The following is a 24031-nucleotide window of genomic DNA, read 5'->3' as shown; positions in this document are numbered from 1 at the left end:
GACTTGCGTGACACTTACTGGCCTCCCATACCGGATGTGGCGAATCCCCTGATGATATGGCGCTGGAAGAGCATAAAAACAATCAGCAGCGGCAGCGCGCCGATCATTGCGCTGGCCATTTCGGAGGCGTACTGCACCCCGTAGGCATTCTTCACGGTACCCAGCCCCACCGGGATCGTCATGATTTCCGGTGAATTGGTGACGATGAACGGCCACAGGAAGTTGTTCCATGCACTGATGAACACAAAGATCGACACGGCGGTGATGATGGACCGGGACAGCGGCAGCACGACGGCGAAAAACACCCGGAAGTCCCCTGCGCCGTCCAGCCTCGCCGCTTCTTCCAGCTCCACCGGGATCTGGTCGAAGAAGTTCTTCATCACGATAACCATCAGCGGCATCACCACCTGCGGCAGCGCCACGCCCAGAAGGGTATCGGACAGGCGCAGCGCAATCATCTGGTCAAAGAGCGGCACAATCAGGATCTGCGGCGGCACCATGATGGCCGCTACAGTGAGGCCGAACAGCCACTTGCGGCCGCGGAACTTCTGGCGGGAGAACGCGTAGGCCGCCAGCGCAGAGATGGTCACCGTGATGACCGTGACAATGGTGGAAACCAGCACCGAATTCCAGATCCAGAGCGGAATGTCCCCCGCTGCCAGGACGCTGCGGTAGGCCTCCGCCGTCCAGCCGCTGTCCGGCCAGAACTTCAGCGGAGCGGCGGAAACGTCCGCCTCCGCCTTGAACGAGGACAGCACCGCCCAGGCCAGGGGCAGGGCCCACAGTGCTGCGAGGACCGCCACAACGAGGTACGCCGCCACCCGGCCCTTGCGGCCGGGCCCGAGGGTCAGGCTGCGCAGGTGTTCGGCTTCGCGTTTTTTCTGGGCCCGGGCGCGGGCACGCCCATCGGCCGGGCTTCCGCCCGGTGCGGTGGGTGCGGCAGGGGTGGCTGCGGGAGCGGTTGCGGTAGCCATGTCAGGAATCCTTCCGCTTCGCGAACCACATCTGGGCCAGGGAGACCAGGACGATGAGCGCGAAGAAGATGTAAGAGGTGGCGGAGGCGTAGCCCAGCCGGTACCCGATGAATCCGGAGTCGTAGATGTACTGCAGGATCGAACGGGTCGCCCCGTTCGGCCCGCCTTGGGTCAGCAGGAAGATCTGGTCGAAGACCTTCAGCGATGCCAGCGCCTGCAGGAGGATGATCAGGCCCGTGGTGCTTTTCATCATCGGCAGCGTGATCGAAAACAGGCGCCGCCAGGATCCGGCACCGTCCAGCTGGGCTGCCTCGTACAGATGGTCTGGAATGTTCTGCAGGGCTGAAAGGTAGAGCAGGAAGTTGAATCCCACGGTCCACCACAGGGTGACCAGGGCGATGGACCACATGGCCACCTGGTCGTCGCTGAGCCAGCCCACCTGGCTCAGGCCTGCGCGGTCCAGCAGCCCGTTGATCAGGCCGAAGTCATTGGTGAAGAGGAAGCCCCAGATGGCCGTCACCACGGACACCGGGAGCAGGAACGGCGCGAAGAAGGTCAGGCGCCAGATCCACTGCCCTTTCAGGCCCGTGTAAACGAGGTAGGCCATCACAAAGGAGACCACCACCAGCGGAACGGAGGAGATGACGGTGAAGAACAGCGTGTTGCCCAGCGAGGACCACATCTGCGGGTCGCTGAGGGCCTCCGCGTAGTTCGAGAATCCGGTGAATTCCGACCTCTCGGTAACCAGGGAGCGGTTGGTCAGGCTCATCCACAGCCCGTAGATGATCGGCCAGACCAGGAAGAGCCCGAAGAAGAACAGGTAGGGGGCAAGGAACCAGTAGCCGGTTTTCGACGCCGGCCGCTGCCGTCCGCCGGCGGCCTTCAGCCGGGTCGCGGCCACAGGGGGTACGCCCGGAGAATCGGCGGGGATATTGGTGGCGGTGGTGGTCATCGGTGGCTCCTCACGCAGTGGGATTCGGGGCGGCAAGGAAGCGGTCCATGGCGGTGAGCATCCCGCCGACGGCGTCCATCGGCTTCGTCTGGCCGCGGAAGGCATTTGAAAGGGCCTGGGACATCTGGTTCTGGAAGTCCGTGCCCGCTCCCGCGAACCAGACCGCAGGGTCAAAGACCACGTGCTCGCCGGCGGCTGCGTAGTCCGACTGCGGACGCAGGGCGGAGTATTCAGCGGTCTGCTGGGCCGGGAGGTAGGCCGGAATGTGGCCGGCGGTCCCCCACTGGGGTCCGCCGTCGCGGATGACCGAGCCCACAAATTCGTAGACTGCACGGCGGCGTTCATCAGTCATGGAACGCTGCTGCGGCAGAACGTAGCTGTGCGAATCGGCATACACGGCGGGGGTGCCGAACATCGTGGGCATCGGCATGCCTCCGGTCCGGGGCACGGACGCCTGCAGCCCGGCGACCTCCCACACGCCGGAGAGGATCATTCCCACCCGTCCGCCGTTGTAGGCTGCAAGGCCGCTCTCGTAGTCCATGCTCTCCGTCAGGCACTTGCCGTCCATCCAGGAGGCCACCGCACCGATGACCTCCGCTGCGCGGTCCTCGTCGAGGGCGGCGGACTCCCCGGGCTCGAGCCGGTAGTCGCCGCCGGTCTGCCGGTAGAGGCCCCAGAAGAGCCGCCAGGCCTGGGCGGTGTCCATTAGGTAACCGAAGCTGATGCCGTAGCCACCGGTCACTTCCGCGAGCTTGCTGCCCACCTCATGCAGCTGTTCGGCGGAGGAAATCGGCATTGTGCCGTCGGGGGCGAGCACACCGGCCTTGTCCGCCAGATCCTGGTTGAAGAAGGTAATGAACGGGTGGGTGTCCAACGGCAGGGAGTAGAGCTCGCCGTCGTGGTGGCAGGAATCCCAGACAGCCGGCGCGAAGTCCGCTTCGGTGATGCCCACCTCGGCCAGCAGGCCCTTGTCCCACGGTTCCAGGAGACCGCCCGGCGCATAGCCGGGCATCCGGGAAATATGCATGATTGCGGCATCCGGCGGCTGCTGCGACGCGGAGCTCATGGCGAGTTTGGTGTAGTACGGCGGGCCCCAGGACAGCGTGGTGGGTTTGATATCCAGTCCGGTCCGGGCGGAGACGTCACTGATGATGCCGCGCATATTCGCCCCGTCCGCACCCTGGAAAGGGTCCCATACGGTGACAGGCGCGCTGCCGCTGCCCGCCGCGGAACTCCCGCATCCGGCCACGGCGCCGACGCTGCCGGCAGTGACGGCGGCCGCCAGGGCTCCCCGCAGGAACTGCCTGCGGTTCGGAGATCTGTAGTTGGTGTTCATCCTGCTCCATTTCCTGGCTGCAAACGCTGGCTCATCCTTGAGGCCAATGTGACTGGTGAGCTGAACCACATGGGCAGGATTCTAACGTTAGCAATCGTCCACCGTCTACTCTTGGACAAAGGAAGAAGTCCCGGCCCTCCGCCGCCGGGCAGGTATCGGAAGGGGCCGGCACGTGAAGCGAGTGGGGATCAAGGAGGTCGCCGAGCGCGCCGGGGTGTCGTGGAAAACCGTTTCCAACGTCATGAACAACCGCCCGGTGGTCCACCCGGAAACGCGGGCCCGGGTGCTGCAGGCGGTGGAGGAACTGGGCTACACGCCCAACCTGATCGGCCGCCAGCTGCGCCAGGGCTCCACCCGTGCCATCGCCCTGGTGGTGCCGGATCTGCGCAATCCCTATTTCGGGGTCCTGGCCCAGACCCTCGAGGCTGCGGCAAAACGCCGCGGCTACACGGTGTCCATCGAAATCTCCGGCGGCACGGTGGACCTGGAACAGCATTACCTGCACGGCTGGCACGGCCGGCTCTTTGACGGCCTGATCTTCTCCCCCTCCGCCGTGACCGGAGAGGCCATAGCCAAGCGGACCGACCCCACGCCCATGGTGCTGCTGGGCGAACGCATCATCAACGCAGACGTACCCCACGTGGCCATCGACAATTCGGCCTCGAGCGTTGATCTTGTGCGCCACCTCGTAGAGGGCGGACGACGCCGGATTGCCTTCCTCGGAGCGGACGGAACCGGCGGGATTTCCACGGGCAGCCAGCGGTTTGAAGGCTACCGCGCGGCCCTGCGCTTTGCCGGACTTCCCTATGACGCAGCCCTGGTGGGCACCACCGGCACCTGGTTCCGCCAGGAGGGCTACACCCTCGCGCAGCAGATCCTCGCCGCGCCGGACGTGGATGCGATTGTCTGCGCCAATGACCTCCTCGCTGTCGGCGCCCTGGCTGCGGCCCGGGAGCTGGGCCGCGACGTCCCCGGGGAGCTGGCGCTGGTGGGCTGGGACAACATTGACGAGGTTCGTTACACCTCTCCCGGAATCACCTCCGTGGCTCCGGATCTGGAAGCCCTGGCCGAGGCAGCCGTCTCCTCGGTTCTGGGGGAGCTGGAGGGCGAAGTAGTGATTCCCCACCGCATTGTGGAGCGGGAATCCTCCGCGCCGGTGCGTCGGCAGTAGCAAAGCCGGGGATCATCGACGGCGGCGGGCCATTTTTGCGGCTGGAATTCTAACGTTGCAATTCAGAGGCGCGTGATGTTGACTGGGATCACAATTTTCTGTCTCCGCCTGAAGGACCGTTCATGACCCTCCCCGCGTTTGATCCCCCTGTGACCATTACGGACATCCCCCGCCCGGAGCATCCCCGCCCCCAGTTTGTCCGCGAACACTGGCTCAACCTGAACGGGACCTGGGACTTCGAGATCGACCGCAGCGACTCCGGCCTGGACCGCGGCCTGCTGGAGCGCGGACTCTCGGGCACCATCACCGTTCCCTTCGCCCCGGAATCGGAGCTCTCCGGCATCGGGGAGACCGATTTCCTGGATGCCGTCTGGTACCGGCGGACCGTAACGGTTCCCGCGGACTGGTCCGGCCTGCGGCCGATCCTGCACTTCGGCGCCGTTGATTACGACGCCACGGTCTGGGCCAACGGCGTCGAGGTCGCCCGCCACCGCGGCGGATTCACCCCCTTCGAGGCGGACCTCTCCGCTGTCGCCGGTCCGGGTGACGACGTCGTCATCACCGTCCGCGCCCGGGATCTGCATCACGAGGTGCAGGCACGGGGCAAGCAGTCCACCTGGTTCGCCAACACCCATTGCCAGTACACCCGCACCACCGGCATCTGGCAGACCGTGTGGCTTGAAGGCGTACCGCCCACAGCGGTTACCCGGGTCCAGATCACTCCCAATCTGGCGGCCCGCAGCTTCAGCGTCACCGCCCCGCTGACCAGCAACCTGCCGGACGGCACCCTGACCGTACGGCTGACCGACAACAACGGCACCACCGTGGCGGAATCCTCCGTCAGCACCGCTTTCGATCTGGCTCCCACCTTGGTCCTCACCGTGGCCGAGGCCGACGTCCGGATCTGGGATGTGGGCGACCCGCAGCTCTACGGCGTGGAGGTTTCACTGTCCTCCGGAGACACCGAGGTGGACCGGATCCGCAGCTACACCGCACTGCGTTCGGTGAGCATTGACGGTAATTCGTTCCGTCTCAACGGCCGCCGGGTCTTCCAGCGTCTGGTCCTGGACCAGGGCTACTGGCCTGAGTCCCTCATGACTGCCCCCTCCGACCAGGCCCTGATCGAGGACATCGAGTTGTCCCTGGCTGCCGGCTTCAACGGTGCCCGGCTGCATCAGAAAGTCTTCGAGGAGCGCTTCCTGTACCACGCAGACATCCGCGGCTACCTGGTCTGGGCTGAGTTCGGCGACTGGGGTGTGTCCGGACAGGGCCCGATGGGGGCCAACCAGAAGCCTGACGCCTCCTTCGTCTCGCAGTGGCTCGAAGCGGTCCGCCGCGACATCAACCACCCCTCGATTGTGGGCTGGTGCCCGCTGAACGAGACCCATCAGGTGCTGCATGACCGGATTACGGTGCTCGACGACGTCACCCGCGCCATGTTCCTGGCCACCAAGCTGGCGGACCCGTCCCGTCCGGTGATCGACGCGTCCGGGTATTCGCACCGGGTGCTCGAGACCGATGTCTACGATTCCCACTCCTATGAGCAGGATCCCGAAGCCTTCCGCACTCAGCAGGCGGGGCTGGCCGAGGGGAGCCCCTACCTGAACCGGCCCGAAACGCTCGGTGAGATCGGCCTGCCGCACGGCAAAACGGAATACTCCCTGCCGTACGCCGGGCAGCCGTTCTTCATTTCGGAATACGGCGGCATCTGGTGGAACGAGCAGGAAGCAGCCGCGGCCGCCGAAGGCCGGGCCGAGCGGGCCGCCGTCGGCAACGACCAGGCCGACTCCTGGGGCTACGGGGACCGGGTGCGCTCCGAAGAGGAGTTCTACGCCCGCTTCGAAGGGCTGACCAACGTCCTGCTGGATGACCCGGACATGTTCGGGTACTGCTACACCCAGCTGACGGACGTCTTCCAGGAAAAGAACGGCGTCTACGACTTCAAGCGCGGCGAGAAGTTCGACGTCGAGCGGCTGCGCCGCGTGCAGCAGCGTCCCGCCGCATACGAAGAGCGGACCGACTAACCCCGGACCTCCCAGACCAGTGCGCTGCCGGCACCCCCTTGCCGGCAGCGCACTTTTTTCTGCCCACGCACCGGTCCGGCCCGTCAGCGCGCCACCCGGAGTCATCGAAAACGGGAGTGGGGGTACAAGGCCGTACACTGTGCTGGCGATCACTTTTCCGCCGCCTCGGGGGGACGCGGCGGAACCTTCCCTGCTCGTGCATTGACGGACGACACCGGACGGACACCTGCTCGTAACCTGCCCCACCTAGCATCACCACTGTCACCACTCGCTGCATCCCCTGCCGCCATTATGCGCGGCCATTACCCGTCGGCCCCAGCGGCCGACCAAGGAGTATGAGGCATGAGACCTTCAATCCGGAAGGCTGCGCTCGGAACCACCCTGTCAGTCGGCCTGCTTGCCGCGCCGCTGACCGCGTTCCCGGCCTACGCCCAGGACGGCGCCGCCGCCGTTCCCGGCATCATCATCAACGAGGCGTACCTGTCCGGCGGAAGCGCCAACGCCCCGTTCAACACCAAATTCGTTGAACTGTACAACCCCACCAGCGAACCGGTGAGCCTGGACGGCTGGTCCCTGCAGTACCGGGCCGCGAGCGCCACTGCGGCTCCCACCGGGATCGGCAGCCTCTCCGGCAGCATCGCTCCGGGCGGGTATTACCTGGTAACAGGTGCCAGCAACGGCACCACCGGTGCTGCCCTCCCCACCGCCGACGCCACCATCGGGGCCAGTTTCGCCGGAGGCGGCGGCACGCTGATCCTCTCGAACCAGGGCACCCGGGTGGATCCCCTGCCCACAGGCTCGGTCGTCGGTGCTCCCGGAGTTGTCGATCTGGTCGGTTACGGTACCTCCAACACCTTTGAGACTGCCGGCGCTGCTGCTCCGGCAGGCAACTCGGATCCGAAGTCGCTGAACCGCACCGGTTTCGCCGATTCGAACAACAACAGTGCCGATTTCAGCCTCAGCACCTCAGTCACCCCCACCTCCACGGGCGGCACGGCTCCCACCGAGCCCGCTCCGACTCCCACACCCACGCCGACGACGCCGGCACCGGTACCGGTGCCGGGCGACGTGGTTCCGATTGCCACGATCCAGGGCACCGGCGCCGCCAGCCCGCTGGTCGGCCAGACGGTCACTACCCGCGGCAAGGTCACCGGTGTTTATGCCACCGGCGGCTTCAACGGCTATTACCTCCAGACTCCGGGCACCGGCGGGACAATGGACATGGCCGGACACACGGCTTCGGAGGGCATCTTCATCTTCTCCGCGGCAACTGCAGGCTCCGTGACCGCCGGCGACTACGTCGAGGTCACCGGCACAGTGGGTGAGTACTACAACCTCACCCAGCTCACGGTCGCCGACGGCGCCATGACCAAGCTCAGCGAAGCCGCTCCCGAGGTGAAGCCGGCTGCCGTGGCGTGGCCCGCCACCGACGCGCAGCGTGAAACCCTCGAGGGTATGCTCCTGGCACCCCAGGGCGACTTCACCGTCACTGACAACTTCTCCCTGAACCAGTACGCGGAAATCGGCCTCGCTGCCGGCACCTCCGCCCTGGTCCAGCCCACCGCGGTGGCTGCCGTCGGCACCCCCGAGCACGCCGCCGTCGTCGCGGACAACGCTGCCCGCGCCGTGAAGCTCGACGACGGCGCGAGCACCAATTTCCTCAACGCAGCCAACCAGGGAACGCCGCTTCCCTACCTGACTCCGGAAAACCCGGTCCGCGTAGGTGCTGCCGCTTCCTTCAGCACCGGCGTCATTCTGGATTTCCGCAACAGTGCCTGGAAATTCCAGCCGCTGACCGAACTCACCGCGGCCAACGCGGCCACCGCCACCCCGGCGTCGTTCACCAACACCCGCACCGCAGCCCCCGAGAGTGTCGGCGGCAACCTGAAGCTGGCGTCCTTCAATGTGCTGAATTACTTCACCACCACCGGTGACACGCTTGCCGGCTGCTCCTTCTACAAGGACCGCAGCGGCGCTCCCGTAACCGTGGACGGCGGCTGCGACGCCCGCGGTGCCGCCAACGCCGCGAACCTGGAACGCCAGCAGGCCAAGATCGTAGCCGCGATCAACGCCCTCGGCGCTGACGTGGTCTCACTGATGGAGGTGGAGAACTCCGCCACGTTCGGCAAGAACCGCGACGACGCCCTGTCCCGCCTGGTAACCGCACTGAACGCGCAGGCACCGGGAACGTGGGACTACGTCCGCTCCCCCGCGGATCTGCCCGCCGATGAAGACGTCATCCGTTCGGCCTTCATCTACCGCACCGCAACCGCTGAACCCGTCGGCGAATCCACCATCCTGGACAATGAAGCGGTCTTCTCCAACGCCCGCGAACCGCTGGCCCAGGGCTTCCGCCCAGCCGGCGGCGAAGACGGCACGGAAATCCTCGCTGTCACCAACCACTTCAAGTCCAAGGGATCAGCGCCGTCCTCCGGCGAGAACGCAGACACCGGCCAGGGCGGCTGGAACGCGGACCGCGTCCGCCAGGCCCAGGCACTGGTGGACTTCGCCGGAACCGCATCGGAAGCAGCCGGCACGGACAAGGTGTTCCTGCTCGGCGATTTCAACGCCTACCACGCAGAGGATCCCATCAAGGTGCTGGTCGATGCCGGCTACGTTGACCTCGGCGCAGCCACCGGCAAGCACTCCTACGCGTTCGGCGGGACCGTCGGCAGCCTCGACCACATCCTGGCTTCCCCGGCAGCCAATGAAGCAGTCACCGGTACGGATATCTGGAACATCAACTCCGTGGAGTCGGTGGCCTTCGAATACAGCCGCTACAACTACAACGCCACCAACTTCTACGCACCGGATCCCTACCGGGCCTCGGACCATGACCCCATCCTCGTGGGCATGGACCTGACCGCCGAAGGTACGGACACCGCCACGCTGAACCTGCTGAACATCAATGACTTCCACGGACGGATCGACGCCAACACGGTGCCGTTCGCCGGAACCGTTGAGGAACTCAAGGCCGGCGCTCCCGAGGGCAGCTCGCTGTTCCTCTCCGCCGGTGACAACATCGGCGCGTCCCTGTTCGCCTCCTCGGTGCAGCAGGACCAGCCCACCATCGATGTCCTGAATGCCCTTGGGCTGCAGGCCTCGGCGGTCGGCAACCATGAGTTCGACGGCGGCTTCGCCGACCTCACGGACCGCGTGGCACCGGCCGCGCAGTTCCCGTACCTGGGGGCGAACGTCTACACCAAGGGAACCACCACCCCTGCGCTGCAGGAGTACGAGATCCTGGACGTCAACGGAGTGGATGTGGCCGTCATCGGTGCCATCACCCAGGAGACCGCAAGCCTGGTCAGCCCGGGAGGCATCAGCAACCTGGACTTCGGTGATCCCGTGGAAGCGGTCAACCGCGTTGCCGAGCAGCTGGTCGAGCAGGACCTCGCCGACGTGATCATTGCCGAGTACCACGAGGGTGCCGGAAGCGGCACCCCCGACGGCGCCTCGCTGGATCAGGAGCTCGCCGCCGGCGGTGCCTTCGCCGAAATCGTCAATGGCACCACTGAACTGGTGGATGCCATCTACACCGGTCACACCCACAAGCAGTACGCCTGGGATGCAGCCATTCCCGGCGGGGACGGTAAGACCCGCCCCGTGGTACAGACCGGTTCCTACGGTGAATTCGTCGGCCAGATCCGCCTCGAATACAACGAAGAAACCGACGAGGTGCTCTCCTACACCGCGGCCAACGTGGCGCGCACCAAGACGGCCGCGCCGGAACTCGTCGCTGCCTACCCGGCAGTCGCCGAGGTACAGCGGATCGTGGACGCCGCCCTGGCCTACTCGGCCGAGGTGGGCAACGAGCCCATCGGCTCCGTCACCGCGGATATCACCTCTGCCTTCGTCGGCACCGCCCGCGATGACCGCAGCTCCGAATCCACCCTCGGCGCTCTGGTGGCCGACTCGCTGCTGTCCACCCTTTCCGCCCCCGAACGCGGAGGCGCCGAAATCGGCGTCACCAATCCGGGCGGCCTGCGCGCCGAGCTCTACTACGGCGAGGACGGCGTGATCACCTACGCCGAAGCCAACGCGGTCCTGCCCTTCGTCAACAACCTCTGGACCACCACGCTGACCGGTGCCCAGCTGAAAACGATGCTGGAGCAGCAGTGGCAGCCGGACGGCAGCTCACGCGCCTTCCTGGCCCTCGGCCTCTCCGACAACATCACCTACACCTTCGATGCCGACCAGCCCCGGGGATCACGGATCCAGAGCGTCACCATCAACGGTGCCGCGATGGACCCGGCACGCGATTACCGGGTTGGTACGTTCAGCTTCCTGGCGCAGGGCGGAGACAACTTCACCGTCTTCCGGGAAGGCACCGACACCCGGGACACGGGGCTCGTAGACCGTGACGCCTGGATCAGCTACCTGTCGGCCAACAGCCCGCTCTCCCCCGACTTCGCCCGCCAGGGCGTAGCCGTCAAGGGCGCGCCCACGGCCGTCAAGGCAGGCACGGCTGCAACCTTCACCGTCGCCCAGCTGAACCTGACCTCGCTCGGCAGCCCGGCCAACACCTCGCTGGCCGTCAGCTTCGTGAATGCCGCCGGCACCTCGACGGCGCTCGGTACGGCAGCGGTCAGCGCCGGTTCCGCCACAGTGACGGTGACCCTTCCGGCGTCGGCGTCCGGTGCCGGAGCCCTGGTGCTCACGGCCGCCGAATCCGGTACGACGGTGACCCTGCCGGTCACGGTCGAGAAGGCTGCAGCGCCGGCGCCGGCTCCGGTCTGCAAGGCGCCGGTGGCACCCAAGCAGTGGTGGGACGTGCGCGGCTGGGTCCGCTACGCCTACGAACTGACGCAGTACGTGCTGTGCCTGACCGGACGGAAGTAACCGCCTAGCCAGGGAATGACTGACCAAAAGCGCCGCTCCGGGTTTCCCGGGGCGGCGCTTTTGTCGTAGGCGGGGTCCGTCCTTTTCGACGGGGTCTGCATCGTCCGCAGACAGTACTCTGATGGGAACCGGCGCAGTTCCGCTGCCGGATCCGGCAGCGAAGGAGGAGCCTCGGCATGGACCGGAACCATCACCCGGGACAGCAGCCGCAGGAGCCGCGGGGCGGACGAACCGCCCCGGGGCGGCGGCGCACCGTCCGGAGCCGCGGGGCGGAACTGGCGGTGTATGAGTACGGCACCCCGGGGGCGGAGAGTGTCCTCCTGGTGCACGGCTACCCCGATGACCATTCAGTATTCGACGGCGTAGTGAATCGCCTGGCAGCGGACCGGCACGTCATCACCTACGACACCCGCAACGCCGGAGCTTCGCGGGTAACGGGGGACGGTGCGGAGCAGCTGACGTCGTACCGGCTGGACCTGCTCGTGGAGGACCTGTATGCCGTCCTCGACGCCACCGGAACCCCAGCCGTCCACCTGGTGGGCCACGACTGGGGATCCATCCAGGGCTGGGCCGCCATCCAGGATCCCCGCGCCGGAGGGAGGATCCTCAGCTACACGAGCATCTCCGGGCCGGACCTGGGACATTTCCGGCGGTGGTTCCGCACGCGGCTTCGCTCGCCCCGGCTCTGGCCGCAGGCACTGATGCAGGCTCTGCGCAGCTGGTACGTGGCGGCCTTCCAGATTCCGGCCCTGCCCGACGCCGCGTGGAAGCACCTGCTGACGGCCCGCTACGAAAAGTACGCCGGCCGGAGAATCGGAGACAGCGGTGTGCGGGGGCTGCAGCTGTACCGCGCCAACATGTTCCGCTCCGGCGGCGCACTGCCCGACGGCGGCTACGCCGGGCCGGTGCATGTCATCGTTCCGTTAAAGGATCCGTTCCTTTCACCGAAGCTGACCGAGGGCCTCGAAACGCACTTTCCCCGGGTGGAAGTCACCAAGGTGCACGCCGGACACTGGTGGCCGGAGCGCCGGAGCGAAGATTTCGCCGCACTGCTGCTCCGGTGGTTGGCTGCGCACCCCGACGGGTAGCTGTCCCCGCCCGGACCATGGAACCGCTGTCGACGGCACGGCGCGAAAAAGCAGCACAGGCCGCCGGAGAATTCCGGCGGCCTGTGCTGCTTGACGCGAACGGCTCACAACATGTCAGCGGCTGCGCTTGCCGCCGCTGCTGCCGCCCTCGCCTTCCATATCGATCTGTTCCTTCCGGACTTCTTCGGTCACTGTTTCCTCTTCGGTCACGGTTTCCGTATCCAGCCGGACGCGCTCCACGGGGACGGCTTCCTTTTCCACGACGGCCTCTTCCGCGTGGAGGGTCACTTCGTGCTCCTCCTCGCTGATGGACGGTCCGTCCATTGCCGAACCCCGGTTGGCGTCCGTGATGGGCTCCCGCTCGATCCGGGCTTCCTCATGGCTGACCGGAACCGTCTTCGTGACGTTCTCCGTGGTGACGTACTTGCGCAGGCGGGCACGGCCCGACTCACGGCTCTGGGTACCTACGTGGAGCTGCTCCTCGGACCGGGTCATCGCATCGTCCGTAGTGGGGCCGGACGTGTCATGCCCCACCTGGCCGCTGGATGACCGCGAGGTGCCCGAACCGCTCGACCTGCCGCTGCCGGAGGAACCGCTCGACCCGCCGCTGCCGGAACCGCTCGACCTTCCGCTGCCGGAGGTACCGGAGCCACTCGATCCGCCGCTGCCGGAGGTTCCCGAGCCGCTGGTGGTTGTACCGGAGGTCCCGGAAGTTCCCGAGCCGCTCGAGGTGCCGATGGAGTAGTAGCTGTAAAGCTCATCCTGCTCCTGGTCGCTGAGATGTCCGTCCTTCTCCACCCTCGGAGCGTCTTTCACCATCTCCTTGGAATACGGCACCCGTACAACAGATCCCTCCACCGTGGCATCCGCCAGCGGGACAAAGCTCTCCTTGGAACCGAACAGCCCCGTCTTGGTGGTCACCCATGCCGGCCGGCCGGACTCGTCATCGAGGTAGATGTCGCCTGCCGAGCCGATCTTCTCTCCGTTGGGTCCCTCCACCGTTCCGTGGTTCATGATGCTGTCGATCTGTTCACTGGTGATCACGTCGTTCTCCTGTTTCCGCGCCTTCGGGCGCATGGTGGTGCGTTGGATACTGCGTCCCCCCACTTACCCCCAAGACTTTTGCCGGACGGGTCAGTCCCCCAGCCCGGCCTTATCCACCCGGCGGTGGAAGCGCATGCCGCCCAGTCCGCCGAGGATGGCGCCGATCAGGGCAACGGCCGCGGCCACGAGGGCGGCGATAATCGTTGACGCCGTCGCGTTGTCACCGAACATCGGGATCTGCGGGAAGCCGTTGAGTTCAACCAGGATGTTGAACTGGTCGCCTGCTATGGCGGCGAGGATGGCTGCCACAATGGCAATCACCACCGCCCAGACCCAGACCGCGATTCCCTGCTTCATCCCGTTGAAGCGGGCCATCCGTCCCGCCACGTATCCGCCGCAGTAATACGCGATGAATAGAATCACCAGCAGGATGATTGTCCCGGTGATGGTAATGGCTGTGGCGTCGGGGCTGTCGTCATTCAGCAGCACCGCTGCGCCGAGGGCGGTTGCCAGGGCGCTCAGCAGCACAGTGGTGCCGATGGCGGTCAGCCAGCCGAAAAACGCGGAACCGATCTTCACCCCGCCAAACGAGGCCTTCTCCCGCTCCACCACCTGCCGGCGGCTGGTGTCATCTCCCATGCCGGTGCCGCCGCGCCGGTTATCCGGCACCGGATCCGTTCCTCCTTGACGCTGGCCCTGGTCTGAGCCCTTTCGTCCGTGGTCTCCTGCCGCGCTCGCGCTCGTACTCATGAACGTGTCCTTTGCCGTAAGAGCAGCCGGGAAGTTTCCCCGTGTGGCCACTGGTACGCCCTACGCTAGGCGGAACCGGAGTAAATAAAAAGGGTACTTACTATGCAGGCCCCTTGACAGGCCGGCCTGGTTGCCGGGTTCGGTCCGCGCTCATCTTCCCCGCGGCCTCCTGCCGGGAGAAGATGACGCGCACCACCGTCCGCTTCCGGCAGGAAAGAACCCACAGGGCGGGAATTGATCCGCCCCCGCGTCGGTTGTAGCCATCAATACACCGTCAAGATTCATCTAGGAGAAATCATGACAACTCAGCTCGAATCAACATCGCCGGCCCTCACCGACTGGATCCCCGCCAAGCAGTTCATCGCAGGCCAGTGGCGCGACGGCCGTTCGGAAAAGACCCTCACGGACACCAACCCCTTTGATGGTTCGCAGCTGATGACCATGCAGCAGGCCTCCCGCGAAGACTTGAACGATGCGTACGCCGCCGCCGAGGAAGCCCAGAAGAATTGGGCAGCCAGGACCCCGAATGAGCGCCGCACTGTCATTGCCCGCGCCGCGGAGATTTTCGAAGAACGCCGCGACGAGATCATCGCCTGGCTCAACGCCGAATCCGGCAGCACCATGCTGAAGGCCAACATTGAAGTTGCCTCCGCCGCCTCCATCACCCGCGAGGCAGCCACGTTCCCGCACCGCGTGGCCGGCAAGATCATGGATTCGGACACCCCGAACAAGGAACTGCGCGTCTACCGCGCCCCGCTGGGCGTCGTCGGCGTCATCAGCCCGTGGAACTTCCCGCTCCACCTCTCCCAGCGCTCCGTGGCTCCGGCTCTGGCCCTCGGCAACGCCGTCGTCCTGAAGCCGGCCAGTGACACCCCCGTCACCGGCGCCCTGATCATTGCCAAGATCTTCGAAGAGGCAGGCCTGCCCGCAGGCGTGCTGAACGCCGTCGTCGGCGCCGGCTCGGAAATCGGCGACGCCTTTGTAGAGCACCCGACTCCGCGGATGATCTCCTTCACCGGCTCCACTCCGGTGGGCAAGAACATCGGCGCCCTGGCTGCCACCGGCGCCACGCTGAAGTACACGGCGCTGGAGCTCGGCGGCAACAGCCCGTTCGTGGTGCTCGCCGACGCCGATGTCGATCAGGCCGTCCGCGCAGCTGCCATGGGCAAGTTCCTGCACCAGGGACAGATCTGCATGGCCGTGAACCGGATCATCGTGGAAGACGCCGTCTACGACGAGTTCGTCGAGAAGTTCACCGCACACGTCAAGACGCTGAACGCCGGCGATCCGACCGACCCGAAGAACGTTGTGGGCCCGATCATCAACGCCAAGCAGCTCGAGGGCCTAAAGACCAAGATCGAGACCGCCAAGTCCGAGGGCGCACGCCTGATGATCGAAGGCGAAATCAACGGCCAGGTACTCTCCCCGACCGTCTTTGCCGACGTCACCAAGGACATGGAACTGGCCCGCGAAGAGATCTTCGGCCCCATCGCCGGAATCATGCGCGCCAAGGACGCCGAGGACGCACTGGCCCTGGCCAACGACACCGACCTCGGTCTCTCCAGCGCCGTCTTCACCGCCAACCTGGAGGAGGGCGTGAAGTTCGCCCGCCGCATCAAGGCCGGCATGACCCACGTCAACGACTTCCCGGTCCAGGACGAGGCACACATTGCCTTCGGCGGCGAGAAGAACTCCGGCCTCGGCCGGTTCAACGGCGAGTGGGCCATCGACGAGTTCACCACGGACCACACCATCAGCGTCCAGCACGCTCCGCGCGAATACCCGTTCTAATCCGGTAACCCACTAACCGGTAAACGACGGCGGCTGCGCACCTTCGAAGGTGCGCAGCCGCCGTCGTCGTTCAGGCCGGAGAAGCTATTCGCCGAACACGGCCACCAAACGGCCGAGAACCTGGTTGTTCTTCAGCCGTTCCAGGCCTTCACCGATCTGGTCGAAGGAAATCTCCTCGTAGCCCGGTGTGATTTCGCCGCGGAGCATCAGGTCGAAGACTTCCTCGATGTCGGCGACGGTGCCGCCGAGCGAGCCCTCAATGGACTTGCCCAGAATGGTGTTGGTCGCAATGGTGAAAGTGGGCTTGCCGAGGCCGACCTGCACCACCTTGCCGCCGCGCCGAATCGCATTCACTGCTTTCTGGGTGGTGTCGAACCCTGCGTAGTCGACGATCAGGTCGAAGTCGCCGCCCGCCCGCGGGTTGGAAGCATCCACCCACTCCGAAGCGTCCTTGACGCATGAAACAGCGCCCACTTCCCTGGCATTCGCCCAGGCTTCTTCCTTCATCTCCGCAACGTGCACTTCGGCACCGGCCAGGACGGCGGCGCGGGCACCGATCTGCCCCAGACCGCCGAAGCCGATGACGCCGACCTTCATGCCCTTGGTTGCCCCGCCCACCTTGATCATGGCGTGGTACGAGGTCATGCCCGCATCCGTCGCCAGAGCGGCGAGGGCGAGATCCAGTCCGTCCGGAACCCGGGCCAGGTCACGGTAGTCCGCCGCGAGCTTGTCCGCGAAGCCACCCGGCGTGAACATGCCCAGCGGCGGCTGTACGCCGGAGGAACACACACCCACCACGTCGCCCACCGAGAAACCGGTGACCTCGGAGCCAAGCGCGGTGATAACACCGGCGTTTTCGTGGCCCTGCGTCATCGGCAGGAAGGGCATCGCGGATTCCCCGACCTCGATGTACATCACGTCGGAGTGGCACAGGCCAGCCGCCTTGACGTCAATGATGACCTGCGTGGGTGCCGGATCCGGCTCCGGGATTTCGTTCAGCCGAATCTGGTGACCGCCAACATACTGCCAGGCTTTCATGGAAGGCCTTTCTCTCTGGTCGGATCGAAGGGCAACCGCCCCTGCGCGTGCCGGTCTGTCGGCTCGGTTCGTTCGAACATCCCTTTGGCCAGTCTAGGTGTGCGCTGCCACCGGCTCCGAAGAGTCAGGCCGGGCGCCCGAACCCGCTCCGGACGCGGCGGCTGCGAGCACCGCGGCGGCTATCGCATCGGCGTCCTGCAGCGTCCGCGATCCTTCCGCCGCGGGCGCCCCAGCCTCGGCGGCAATGGCTGTCCCCCACTGGACCGAGGACAACTGCAGTCCCAGCACAAACAGGTTGTCCACCGGCTCGCCGCTGACTCCGACCGTCCGGTAGGGCGGCAGCGTGACGTCCAGGCCGGGAGTCAGCACGGGGGTGCCGTCCGCGGACATCATGACCTTCGGGCGTGCCAGCCCGTCCCGGATGAGGCCGGCGAGCAGCGGAGAGACCGTCCGGTCCACGCGGTTGGGCGGCATCATGGCCTCCATCAGGGTGGACGCGGCATACTCGGTGCCCACCCACGGGGAGGACGCGGTGAACACACCGCGGGCCTCATCCACGTCGAAGCGTGGATCGGGACCGACAAAGTGCACCAGCCCGGCGCGGACCAGCGCGGCGAGCTGCTCGATGCGTTCCGGCGGCGGACCGCTGGCCAGGCCTTCGACCAACGGTTCGAACCAGCCCCGCAGCTCGGTGAGCCAGGAAGCCTCGACCAGGCCGCCGTCGGCCACCACCGCTTTGAGCAGGCTGCGCCCGGCGTTGAGCGCTCCGATTGCCATCTTCAGGGGATCGTCCTCGCCGGCGGCGGATCCCGCGGCGTCCTCTTCCAGGTAGGCCAGGACGGCGTTGTCGGCATCGGCGGCTCCGCTGAAGGGACGGCGGCCCAGGGGCTGGGCCAGGCCTTCCAGGTTGGCGCGGCGGTTGGACGGGACGTAGGTGTCCAGGACCGCTTCCTTCGCGGCATCCCAGTCCGGTCCCGGAAGGTTCAGGGCGGCTTCCAGCCGGTCAGAGAATTCGTCGGCGGGGCCGTTCAGCTCCTCCGGTGCCACCCGGACCAGCGTGCTGTAGTACGCCCAGACCGCGTCCCGGTGCAGCAGCGGCCACAGGTCGTGGTCAAAGCCCGGCTGCAGCCCGTCGGCGCGGAAGGCGAGCGCTGCCTCGCGGGTGAGCCAGCGCAGATGAACCCCGCGGGGAACATAGGAGTCGAGTTTTGCCTTGGCCCGGTAGGGGGTGCCGCGGCGCGAGGCAGCGATCAGCTGCGGTTCCCGGCCCGAGGGTTCGTAGCGCAGCGCACGGCCGGCGGGCTGCCCGGTGGCAACGTATCTTCCGCCGCGGCCGACGGTGGCCGCAGCCATCACGTCGAAGAAGTTGAGGCCCAGCCCCCGCACCAGTACGGGCTCACCGGCGGGCAGGCGGGAGAAGTCGACGTCGGCCGGTACTGCGGGCGGCAGATAGGTCAGGCCATGGCGTGCGGCAGCGTCCTGCAGCCGTGCCTGCTCCGGGGAAAGCAGCGCCGGCAGGTGTCCCAGGGCCAGGACGACGGCGTCCGCGGCCAGGACCTGCCGGCCCTCCAGCTCGATGACCAGCCGGCCGTCCCCTTCCCGGGAGATGCCCAGGGCTTCGGTCCGGCGGTGCACCAGCTCCACGCCGTCCTCAGCTGCGGTTTTCCGCAGCTGGTCATAGGTCCATTCCAGATAGCGCCCGTACAGCGGCCGGCTGGGGAAATCCGCCGGGCCCAGTGCTGCCAATTCCTCGCGGTCGCCGGCGGAAAGACCGTCCGCCGCGCGGGTGCCGGCACCCATCAGCTCGCGCCACTGGTTAAAGGAGAGCCCGGCAGGCGAGGGCAGCAGGTCGCGGACCGTATCCCCGGCCGGGACCACCGTGGGAAACAGTGCCGGGGTGTTCATCAGGAACAGCCGCGACTGATTGGTCCGCCAGACATGGCCCGGACCCGGATTAAACGGGTCAATAAGTTCAATCCGCAGGGGCAGGCGCTGCGCTGAAGCACGCCGGTTGGTCAGGAGCCGGTCCACTACCGAGAGGCCGCGGGGTCCTGCGCCAATGACAGCTACCCGAAAACTCTGCGCGTGATCCATCCATCTAGGGTATCCGGCGCGGGAGCACTGCGGGTTCGGGCAGGCGCAGGCACCGCGGAACCCGGCCGGAAAGAACGCGGTCGCTAGGATGGGGCCATGACCTCCCCGCACCTCGCCTCCGCCACGTCAGCCCCCGAAGATGAGTTCCTCTGGTTGGAGGATATCTACGGAGATAAGCAGCTGGACTGGGTCCGCTCCGAAAACGCCGTCACCGAAAACCTGCTCTCGCGCACCGGGTTCGAACGGACCGGGGAACGCCTCCTCGAAGTCCTGGATTCCACGGACCGCATCCCCATGGTCGCCAAGCGCGGAGAGCACTATTACAACTTCTGGCGCGACGCCGAGCACCCCAAGGGTCTGTGGCGGCGCACCACGTGGCAGAGCTACACGGCGGCGGACACCGAGTGGGAGGTGCTGCTGGACCTGGACGAGCTCAGCGCCGCCGAAGGCACCGAGTGGGTCTGGGGCGGGTCCCTGTTCCTGCGCCCCGCGGACGGCGTCTCCTACCGCCGGGCATTGGTCGCCCTCTCCCCCGACGGCGGGGACGCGGCCCGCTACCGCGAGTTCGACGTCGTCGACCGCATCTTCGTGCCCGGAGGCTTCGACATTCCTGCGGCCAAGAGCCGGATCAGCTGGGCCGCCGAGGACAGCCTGTACGTGGGGACGGACTTCGGGCCGGGCTCGATGACCACCTCCTCCTACCCGCGCAGCAGCCGCATTCTGCGCCGCGGGCAGGAAGTGAAGGACGCCGAACCCTTCTTCGAGGTGCCCGAAGACCACATGATGGCCGTGGTGCAGCGGGACCATACCCCGGGCTTTGAACGGGACCTGGCCGTGGACATCATCGACTTCTACAACACGCGTACCTTCCTGCGCGAGGGCAGCGAATGGGTACAGCTGGACGTCCCGCTGGATGTGAACGTGGACGTGCACCGCCAGTGGCTGCTGCTGCGCCCGCGCACGGACTGGGAGGTTGACGGCGTTACCCACCCCGCCGGGTCGCTGCTGGCCGCGTCCTTGGCGGACTTCACCGCCGGCAACCGGAGCGTCCACCGCCTCTTCACTCCGGATGCATCCACGTCGCTGCAGTCCTGGAGCTGGACCCGGGACCGGCTGCTGCTGAACCTGCTGCGCGATGTCAGCTCCGAAATCCTCGTCCTCACGCCCGAGGACGGCTGGCGGGCGGACATCCTGGACGCCTGCCCGCCGCTGCACACGGTGGACGCCTATGCCGTGGACGACGAAGACGAGGACGCCGGCAACGACTACTGGCTCATCAGCACCGGATTCCTGACACCGTCCACACTGTCCCGCGGCACCCTGGCCGGCACGGGTTCCCGGGACGGCAGCCCGGCCGAAACCGTGAAGACCACGCCGGCGCTGTTCAACACCGACGAACTCACCGTTGAACAGCACTTTGCCGTGTCTGCGGACGGCACCAAGGTCCCCTACTTCCAGGTGGGCCCGCAGGACCTGGTGCTCGACGGCGGCAACCCCACCCTGCTCAACGGGTACGGCGGCTTCGAAGCCTCCCTGACCCCCGCGTACAGCGGGGTGGTGGGCCGCGGCTGGCTGGAGCGGCGCACCACGGACGCCGACGGCACCGAACGGCACGGCGTCTACGTCCTGGCCAACATCCGCGGCGGCGGTGAGTACGGGCCCGAATGGCACCGCGCCGCCCTGCAGGAGAACCGGCACCGGGCGTATGAAGACTTTGCCGCCGTGGCCGAGGATCTGGTGGCCCGCGGTGTTACGTCCCGGGAGCATCTGGGCTGCACGGGCCGCAGCAACGGCGGCCTGCTCGTGGGCAACATGCTGACCACGTATCCGCACCTGTTCGGTGCTATTTCCTGCGGCGTGCCGCTGCTGGACATGCGCCGCTACACCAAGCTGTCCGCCGGGTATTCCTGGATTGCCGAATACGGCGATCCGGATGATCCGCAGCAGTGGGAGTTCGTGCAGACGTTCTCGCCGTATCACCTGATTAAGGAAGATGTTTCCTATCCGCCCACGCTGATCTGGACCGCCACCAGTGATGACCGGGTGGGCCCGGTGCAGGCCCGCAAGATGGCTGCACGGATGAAGGCCATGGGTGCGGAGAAGGTCTGGTTCCATGAGGCCCTGGAGGGCGGCCACGCCGGGGCGGCGGACAACCGGCAATCGGCCCGGATGCACGCCATGTCCTACGAATTCCTGTGGGAAGCGCTCACCGGAGGGCTCGGCTGAGGCGTTTTGCCGAAACCGGCAGGTTGCCGGTAGTCTTGTCAGGCTGGCAGCGGAAGCTGCAAGCCATGCTGACAGTGCGAGCTGAAAAGTATGTTGGAGACGTGCCAGAGCGGCCGAATGGGCTTCACTGCTAATGAAGTGTGGGCCTAAAGCCCACCGGGAGTTCAAATCTCCCCGTCTCCGCGCTGAAACCCCCGGGAAACCGGGGGTTTTTTTGCGTCTACCCTAGATTCACCACTGAATCGCTTCCGAAGGGTCCGCAGCCATGGCACAAGACACCGTCCTCCTCCGGGGACCGCGCGTCGCCCTGCGGGACTTCACGCCCGACGACGTCGACGCGGTGCATGCGTTTGCCTCCGATCCGCTGGTTACGCAGTGGTCCACGTGGGGACCTAACACCCTTGCCGATACCCGGGCCTTCATCGCCGACGCCGCGGCCGAGCCCGGGAGGCCCGGCCGGACCCGGTTCACGCTGGCCGTGACGGTCCAGGAACGGGTGGTGGGGACGGCAGCCGTGTGGACCACCAGCGCGTCCGACCGCAACGGGGAACTGGGCTACACCCTGGCCCGGGAGGTCTGGGGACTGGGCCTTGCCACCGAAACCGCGGCGCTCCTGCGGGAGCTGGCATTCGGCCCGATGGGGCTCGTCCGGGTCGAGGCGACCTGCCATCCGGACAACGCCGGGTCGGTCCGGGTGCTGGAAAAGAACGGCTTCGTGTTCGAGGGACGGCTGCGGGAGCACCGGCTGGAGCACGGGCAGCGGCGGGATTCCCTGCTGTTCGCCGCGCTGCTTTCGGACCGGGCGCTAAACCAGCCGCCGCCGGACTAGGCGCTTTCGGACCGGGCGCCGGATAAGCTGGCACCCGACTCACCAGCTTCCCTACCGTGAAGGAAAAAATCCATGGAAATGCGACTGCTCGGCAACAGTGGAACCTCGGTCAGCAACTATGCCCTGGGCACCATGACCTTCGGCAACGAATCCGACGAGCGGACCTCGCACGCCCTCCTCGATGACTACGTGCGCGCCGGCGGTAACTTCGTGGACACCGCGGATGTGTACACCTCCGGTGCGTCCGAGGAAATTATCGGCCGCTGGCTGCACGCGAATCCCTCGGCGGCTGCCGACGTCGTCCTCGCCACCAAGGGACGCTTCCCGATGGGTGCCGGAGCGAACGATGTGGGCACCTCCAGGCGTCACCTGCGCCGTGCACTGGACGCTTCCCTGACCCGGCTGGGCGTAGACCACGTGGACCTGTACCAGCTGCATGCGTGGGATCCCTGCACCCCGCTGGAGGAGAGCCTGGGCTTCCTCAATGACGCGATCACGGCGGGGAAGATCAGCTACTACGGGCTTTCGAACTTCACCGGCTGGCAGCTGACCAAGGCCGTCTACCTGGCGCGGGAGCACAGCTGGGCCCTGCCGGTCACGCTGCAGCCGCAGTACAACCTGCTCGAGCGGGAAATTGAATCCGAGATTGTTCCCGCAGCGCTCGACGCCGGACTCGGACTGCTGCCCTGGTCACCGCTGGCCGGCGGCTGGCTTACCGGCAAGTACGACCGCGAGACGGTGCCGGCCGGGAACACCCGTGTGGGTGACAACCCCACCCGGCAGTTCCAGGGCTGGGACCTGCGCAGCCACAATGAACGGACCTGGCGGATCCTCGACGAGCTGCGGACAGTGGCCTCCGCCCACTCGGCCACGCCGGCGCAGGTGGCCCTGGCCTGGCTGGCGGACCGTCCCGGGGTGACCTCGGTAATCCTCGGGGCGCGGACCACGGACCAGCTCGCCGACAACCTGGGTGCGGCGTTCCTGGTCCTGACCGACGAGGAAAAGCAGCGCCTGACCGAGCTGAGCGTTCCGCAGGTAGGCAACTACCCGTACGGGCCGGACGGCCGGAGCCAGCGGGAGCGCCCGCTCGAGGGCGGCCGGGCCGGGCGGTAAGCCCTGGCGGGTGCCCTGGGCAACCCGGAACCGGGGCGGGTCCCGGGCGGTAACCCGCCCGGGTGAATTACCCGGGCACAGTAAAGGCCGGGCCGCTCGCGGCCCGGCCTTTACGGTCGGTTAGGGCTTGAGGAAGTCTTCGGGCCGCAGCTGCTGCGCCCACTTGCTGATCTCTTCTTCGCGGACTGCTTCTGTTTCTGCGCCGGCTGCGGGCTTGGCGGCATCCGGTGTTGCCGGGCCGGGCTTCGCGGCGTCCGGCTGGGTCGATGTCTCCGGATCCGGAACAGGCCGCACATAGGGCTGCGGGTGGGCGGCCAGGTTCGTGATCGCCGCACCCGAGGCACGGATGCCGGAGCCGGTGAACATCGCGTAGAGCTTCAGTGCCTTCACCGGCTGGCCCTGGCCGAGGGCGGCGTAAATCTGCCGGTGCTGGTCAGCACTAAGCAGGGACGCAGCTTCCTTGGCGGCCTGCGGCGACGTGCCGGTTCCAGCCGGGGCGGGACGGGGCCGTGTCGGACGCTGCTGGCGTGCGGGCCGCTCCGGGGTTGATCCCGTGGCGCCGTTCGACGTGTCTGCCTCCGGCCGCGGATTGGCGGCGCGGCGCTTCTCGATCCTGCCCCAGAGCACGCTGACAACAGCAATGGATAAGACGAAGAGGATGATAACCGCAAGCTCCATACCTTGATCCTAGCTTTGCTTTCCTCGGGCCTTAAAACGGCCGGTATATTGACGTGCAGCACAACGACGCCCAATCAACGG

At 66.6% G+C, this 24031-nt stretch carries 16 protein-coding genes and 1 tRNA gene; 9 read left to right on the top strand and 8 right to left on the bottom strand.

The features are described from left to right. Nucleotides 1-14: 14 nt before the first annotated feature. From N2K95_RS02150 to N2K95_RS02140, 3 genes are read right to left on the bottom strand one after another with little or no spacing between them, the layout of a single operon-like run. A complete protein-coding gene (locus N2K95_RS02150) occupies nt 15-974 on the bottom strand; it encodes a carbohydrate ABC transporter permease (RefSeq protein WP_260652715.1) in 960 nt (319 codons plus the stop codon). A gap of 1 nt (nt 975) precedes the next feature. Then, a complete protein-coding gene (locus N2K95_RS02145) occupies nt 976-1926 on the bottom strand; it encodes a carbohydrate ABC transporter permease (protein ID WP_255793630.1) in 951 nt (316 codons plus the stop codon). A gap of 10 nt (nt 1927-1936) precedes the next feature. Continuing rightward, nucleotides 1937-3262, bottom strand: a complete 1326-nt coding sequence (locus N2K95_RS02140; protein WP_260652714.1) for an extracellular solute-binding protein — start codon at nt 3260-3262, stop codon at nt 1937-1939. Nucleotides 3263-3434: 172 nt separating this feature from the next. On the opposite strand from N2K95_RS02140, the gene N2K95_RS02135 reads away from it, so the two are divergent. The 4 genes from N2K95_RS02135 to N2K95_RS02120 all read left to right on the top strand — a co-directional run bounded on the left by N2K95_RS02135 (nt 3435) and on the right by N2K95_RS02120 (nt 12387). Further along, complete coding sequence (locus N2K95_RS02135; protein ID WP_260652713.1) at nt 3435-4433, top strand: LacI family DNA-binding transcriptional regulator; 999 nt, start codon at nt 3435-3437, stop codon at nt 4431-4433. Nucleotides 4434-4555: 122 nt separating this feature from the next. Beyond that, complete coding sequence (locus tag N2K95_RS02130; protein ID WP_260652712.1) at nt 4556-6457, top strand: glycoside hydrolase family 2 protein; 1902 nt, start codon at nt 4556-4558, stop codon at nt 6455-6457. Between the two features lie 342 nt (nt 6458-6799). Continuing rightward, the gene (locus N2K95_RS02125) at nt 6800-11299 is read left to right on the top strand and encodes an ExeM/NucH family extracellular endonuclease (protein ID WP_260652711.1); all 4500 of its coding nucleotides are present in this window, start codon (nt 6800-6802) and stop codon (nt 11297-11299) included. A 176-nt stretch (nt 11300-11475) separates the two neighbouring features. Beyond that, complete coding sequence (locus N2K95_RS02120; RefSeq protein WP_260652710.1) at nt 11476-12387, top strand: alpha/beta fold hydrolase; 912 nt, start codon at nt 11476-11478, stop codon at nt 12385-12387. 114 nt (nt 12388-12501) lie between these two features. Here N2K95_RS02120 and N2K95_RS02115 read toward each other — a convergent pair whose 3' ends face one another. Together N2K95_RS02115 and N2K95_RS02110 are read right to left on the bottom strand one after the other, a co-directional pair. After that, nucleotides 12502-13431: a PRC and DUF2382 domain-containing protein gene (locus tag N2K95_RS02115; RefSeq protein WP_260652709.1), complete on the bottom strand. Its 930-nt coding sequence runs from the start codon at nt 13429-13431 to the stop codon at nt 12502-12504. Nucleotides 13432-13521: 90 nt separating this feature from the next. After that, nucleotides 13522-14181: a hypothetical protein gene (locus N2K95_RS02110; protein WP_260652708.1), complete on the bottom strand. Its 660-nt coding sequence runs from the start codon at nt 14179-14181 to the stop codon at nt 13522-13524. Between the two features lie 297 nt (nt 14182-14478). Between N2K95_RS02110 and N2K95_RS02105 the strand changes: the two genes are divergently transcribed. Continuing rightward, the gene (locus N2K95_RS02105; RefSeq protein ID WP_260652707.1) at nt 14479-15972 is read left to right on the top strand and encodes an aldehyde dehydrogenase family protein; all 1494 of its coding nucleotides are present in this window, start codon (nt 14479-14481) and stop codon (nt 15970-15972) included. Nucleotides 15973-16056: 84 nt separating this feature from the next. Here N2K95_RS02105 and N2K95_RS02100 read toward each other — a convergent pair whose 3' ends face one another. Continuing rightward, the gene (locus N2K95_RS02100) at nt 16057-17010 is read right to left on the bottom strand and encodes a zinc-binding dehydrogenase (protein ID WP_260652706.1); all 954 of its coding nucleotides are present in this window, start codon (nt 17008-17010) and stop codon (nt 16057-16059) included. 93 nt (nt 17011-17103) lie between these two features. Next, nucleotides 17104-19104 carry an FAD/NAD(P)-binding protein gene (locus N2K95_RS02095; RefSeq protein WP_260652705.1) on the bottom strand — a complete coding sequence of 667 codons (2001 nt, stop codon included), beginning with the start codon at nt 19102-19104 and terminating at the stop codon, nt 17104-17106. Between the two features lie 96 nt (nt 19105-19200). Between N2K95_RS02095 and N2K95_RS02090 the strand changes: the two genes are divergently transcribed. From N2K95_RS02090 to N2K95_RS02075, 4 genes are all read left to right on the top strand, one after another. Further along, the gene (locus tag N2K95_RS02090; protein ID WP_260652704.1) at nt 19201-21330 is read left to right on the top strand and encodes a prolyl oligopeptidase family serine peptidase; all 2130 of its coding nucleotides are present in this window, start codon (nt 19201-19203) and stop codon (nt 21328-21330) included. A 95-nt stretch (nt 21331-21425) separates the two neighbouring features. Then, nucleotides 21426-21513: transfer RNA gene (locus N2K95_RS02085), tRNA-Ser, on the top strand. Nucleotides 21514-21595: 82 nt separating this feature from the next. Continuing rightward, a complete protein-coding gene (locus N2K95_RS02080; RefSeq protein WP_260652703.1) occupies nt 21596-22159 on the top strand; it encodes a GNAT family N-acetyltransferase in 564 nt (187 codons plus the stop codon). Between the two features lie 72 nt (nt 22160-22231). After that, a complete protein-coding gene (locus tag N2K95_RS02075) occupies nt 22232-23272 on the top strand; it encodes an aldo/keto reductase (RefSeq protein ID WP_260652702.1) in 1041 nt (346 codons plus the stop codon). A gap of 120 nt (nt 23273-23392) precedes the next feature. On the opposite strand, the gene N2K95_RS02070 is transcribed toward N2K95_RS02075, so the two are convergent. Beyond that, a complete protein-coding gene (locus N2K95_RS02070; RefSeq protein ID WP_260652701.1) occupies nt 23393-23950 on the bottom strand; it encodes a hypothetical protein in 558 nt (185 codons plus the stop codon). Between the last annotated feature and the right edge of the window lie 81 nt (nt 23951-24031).

This window comes from Arthrobacter zhaoxinii (assembly GCF_025244925.1).
Classification (GTDB): Bacteria; Actinomycetota; Actinomycetes; order Actinomycetales; family Micrococcaceae; genus Arthrobacter_B; species Arthrobacter_B zhaoxinii.
This window is presented reverse-complemented; position numbering and strand designations above follow the sequence as displayed.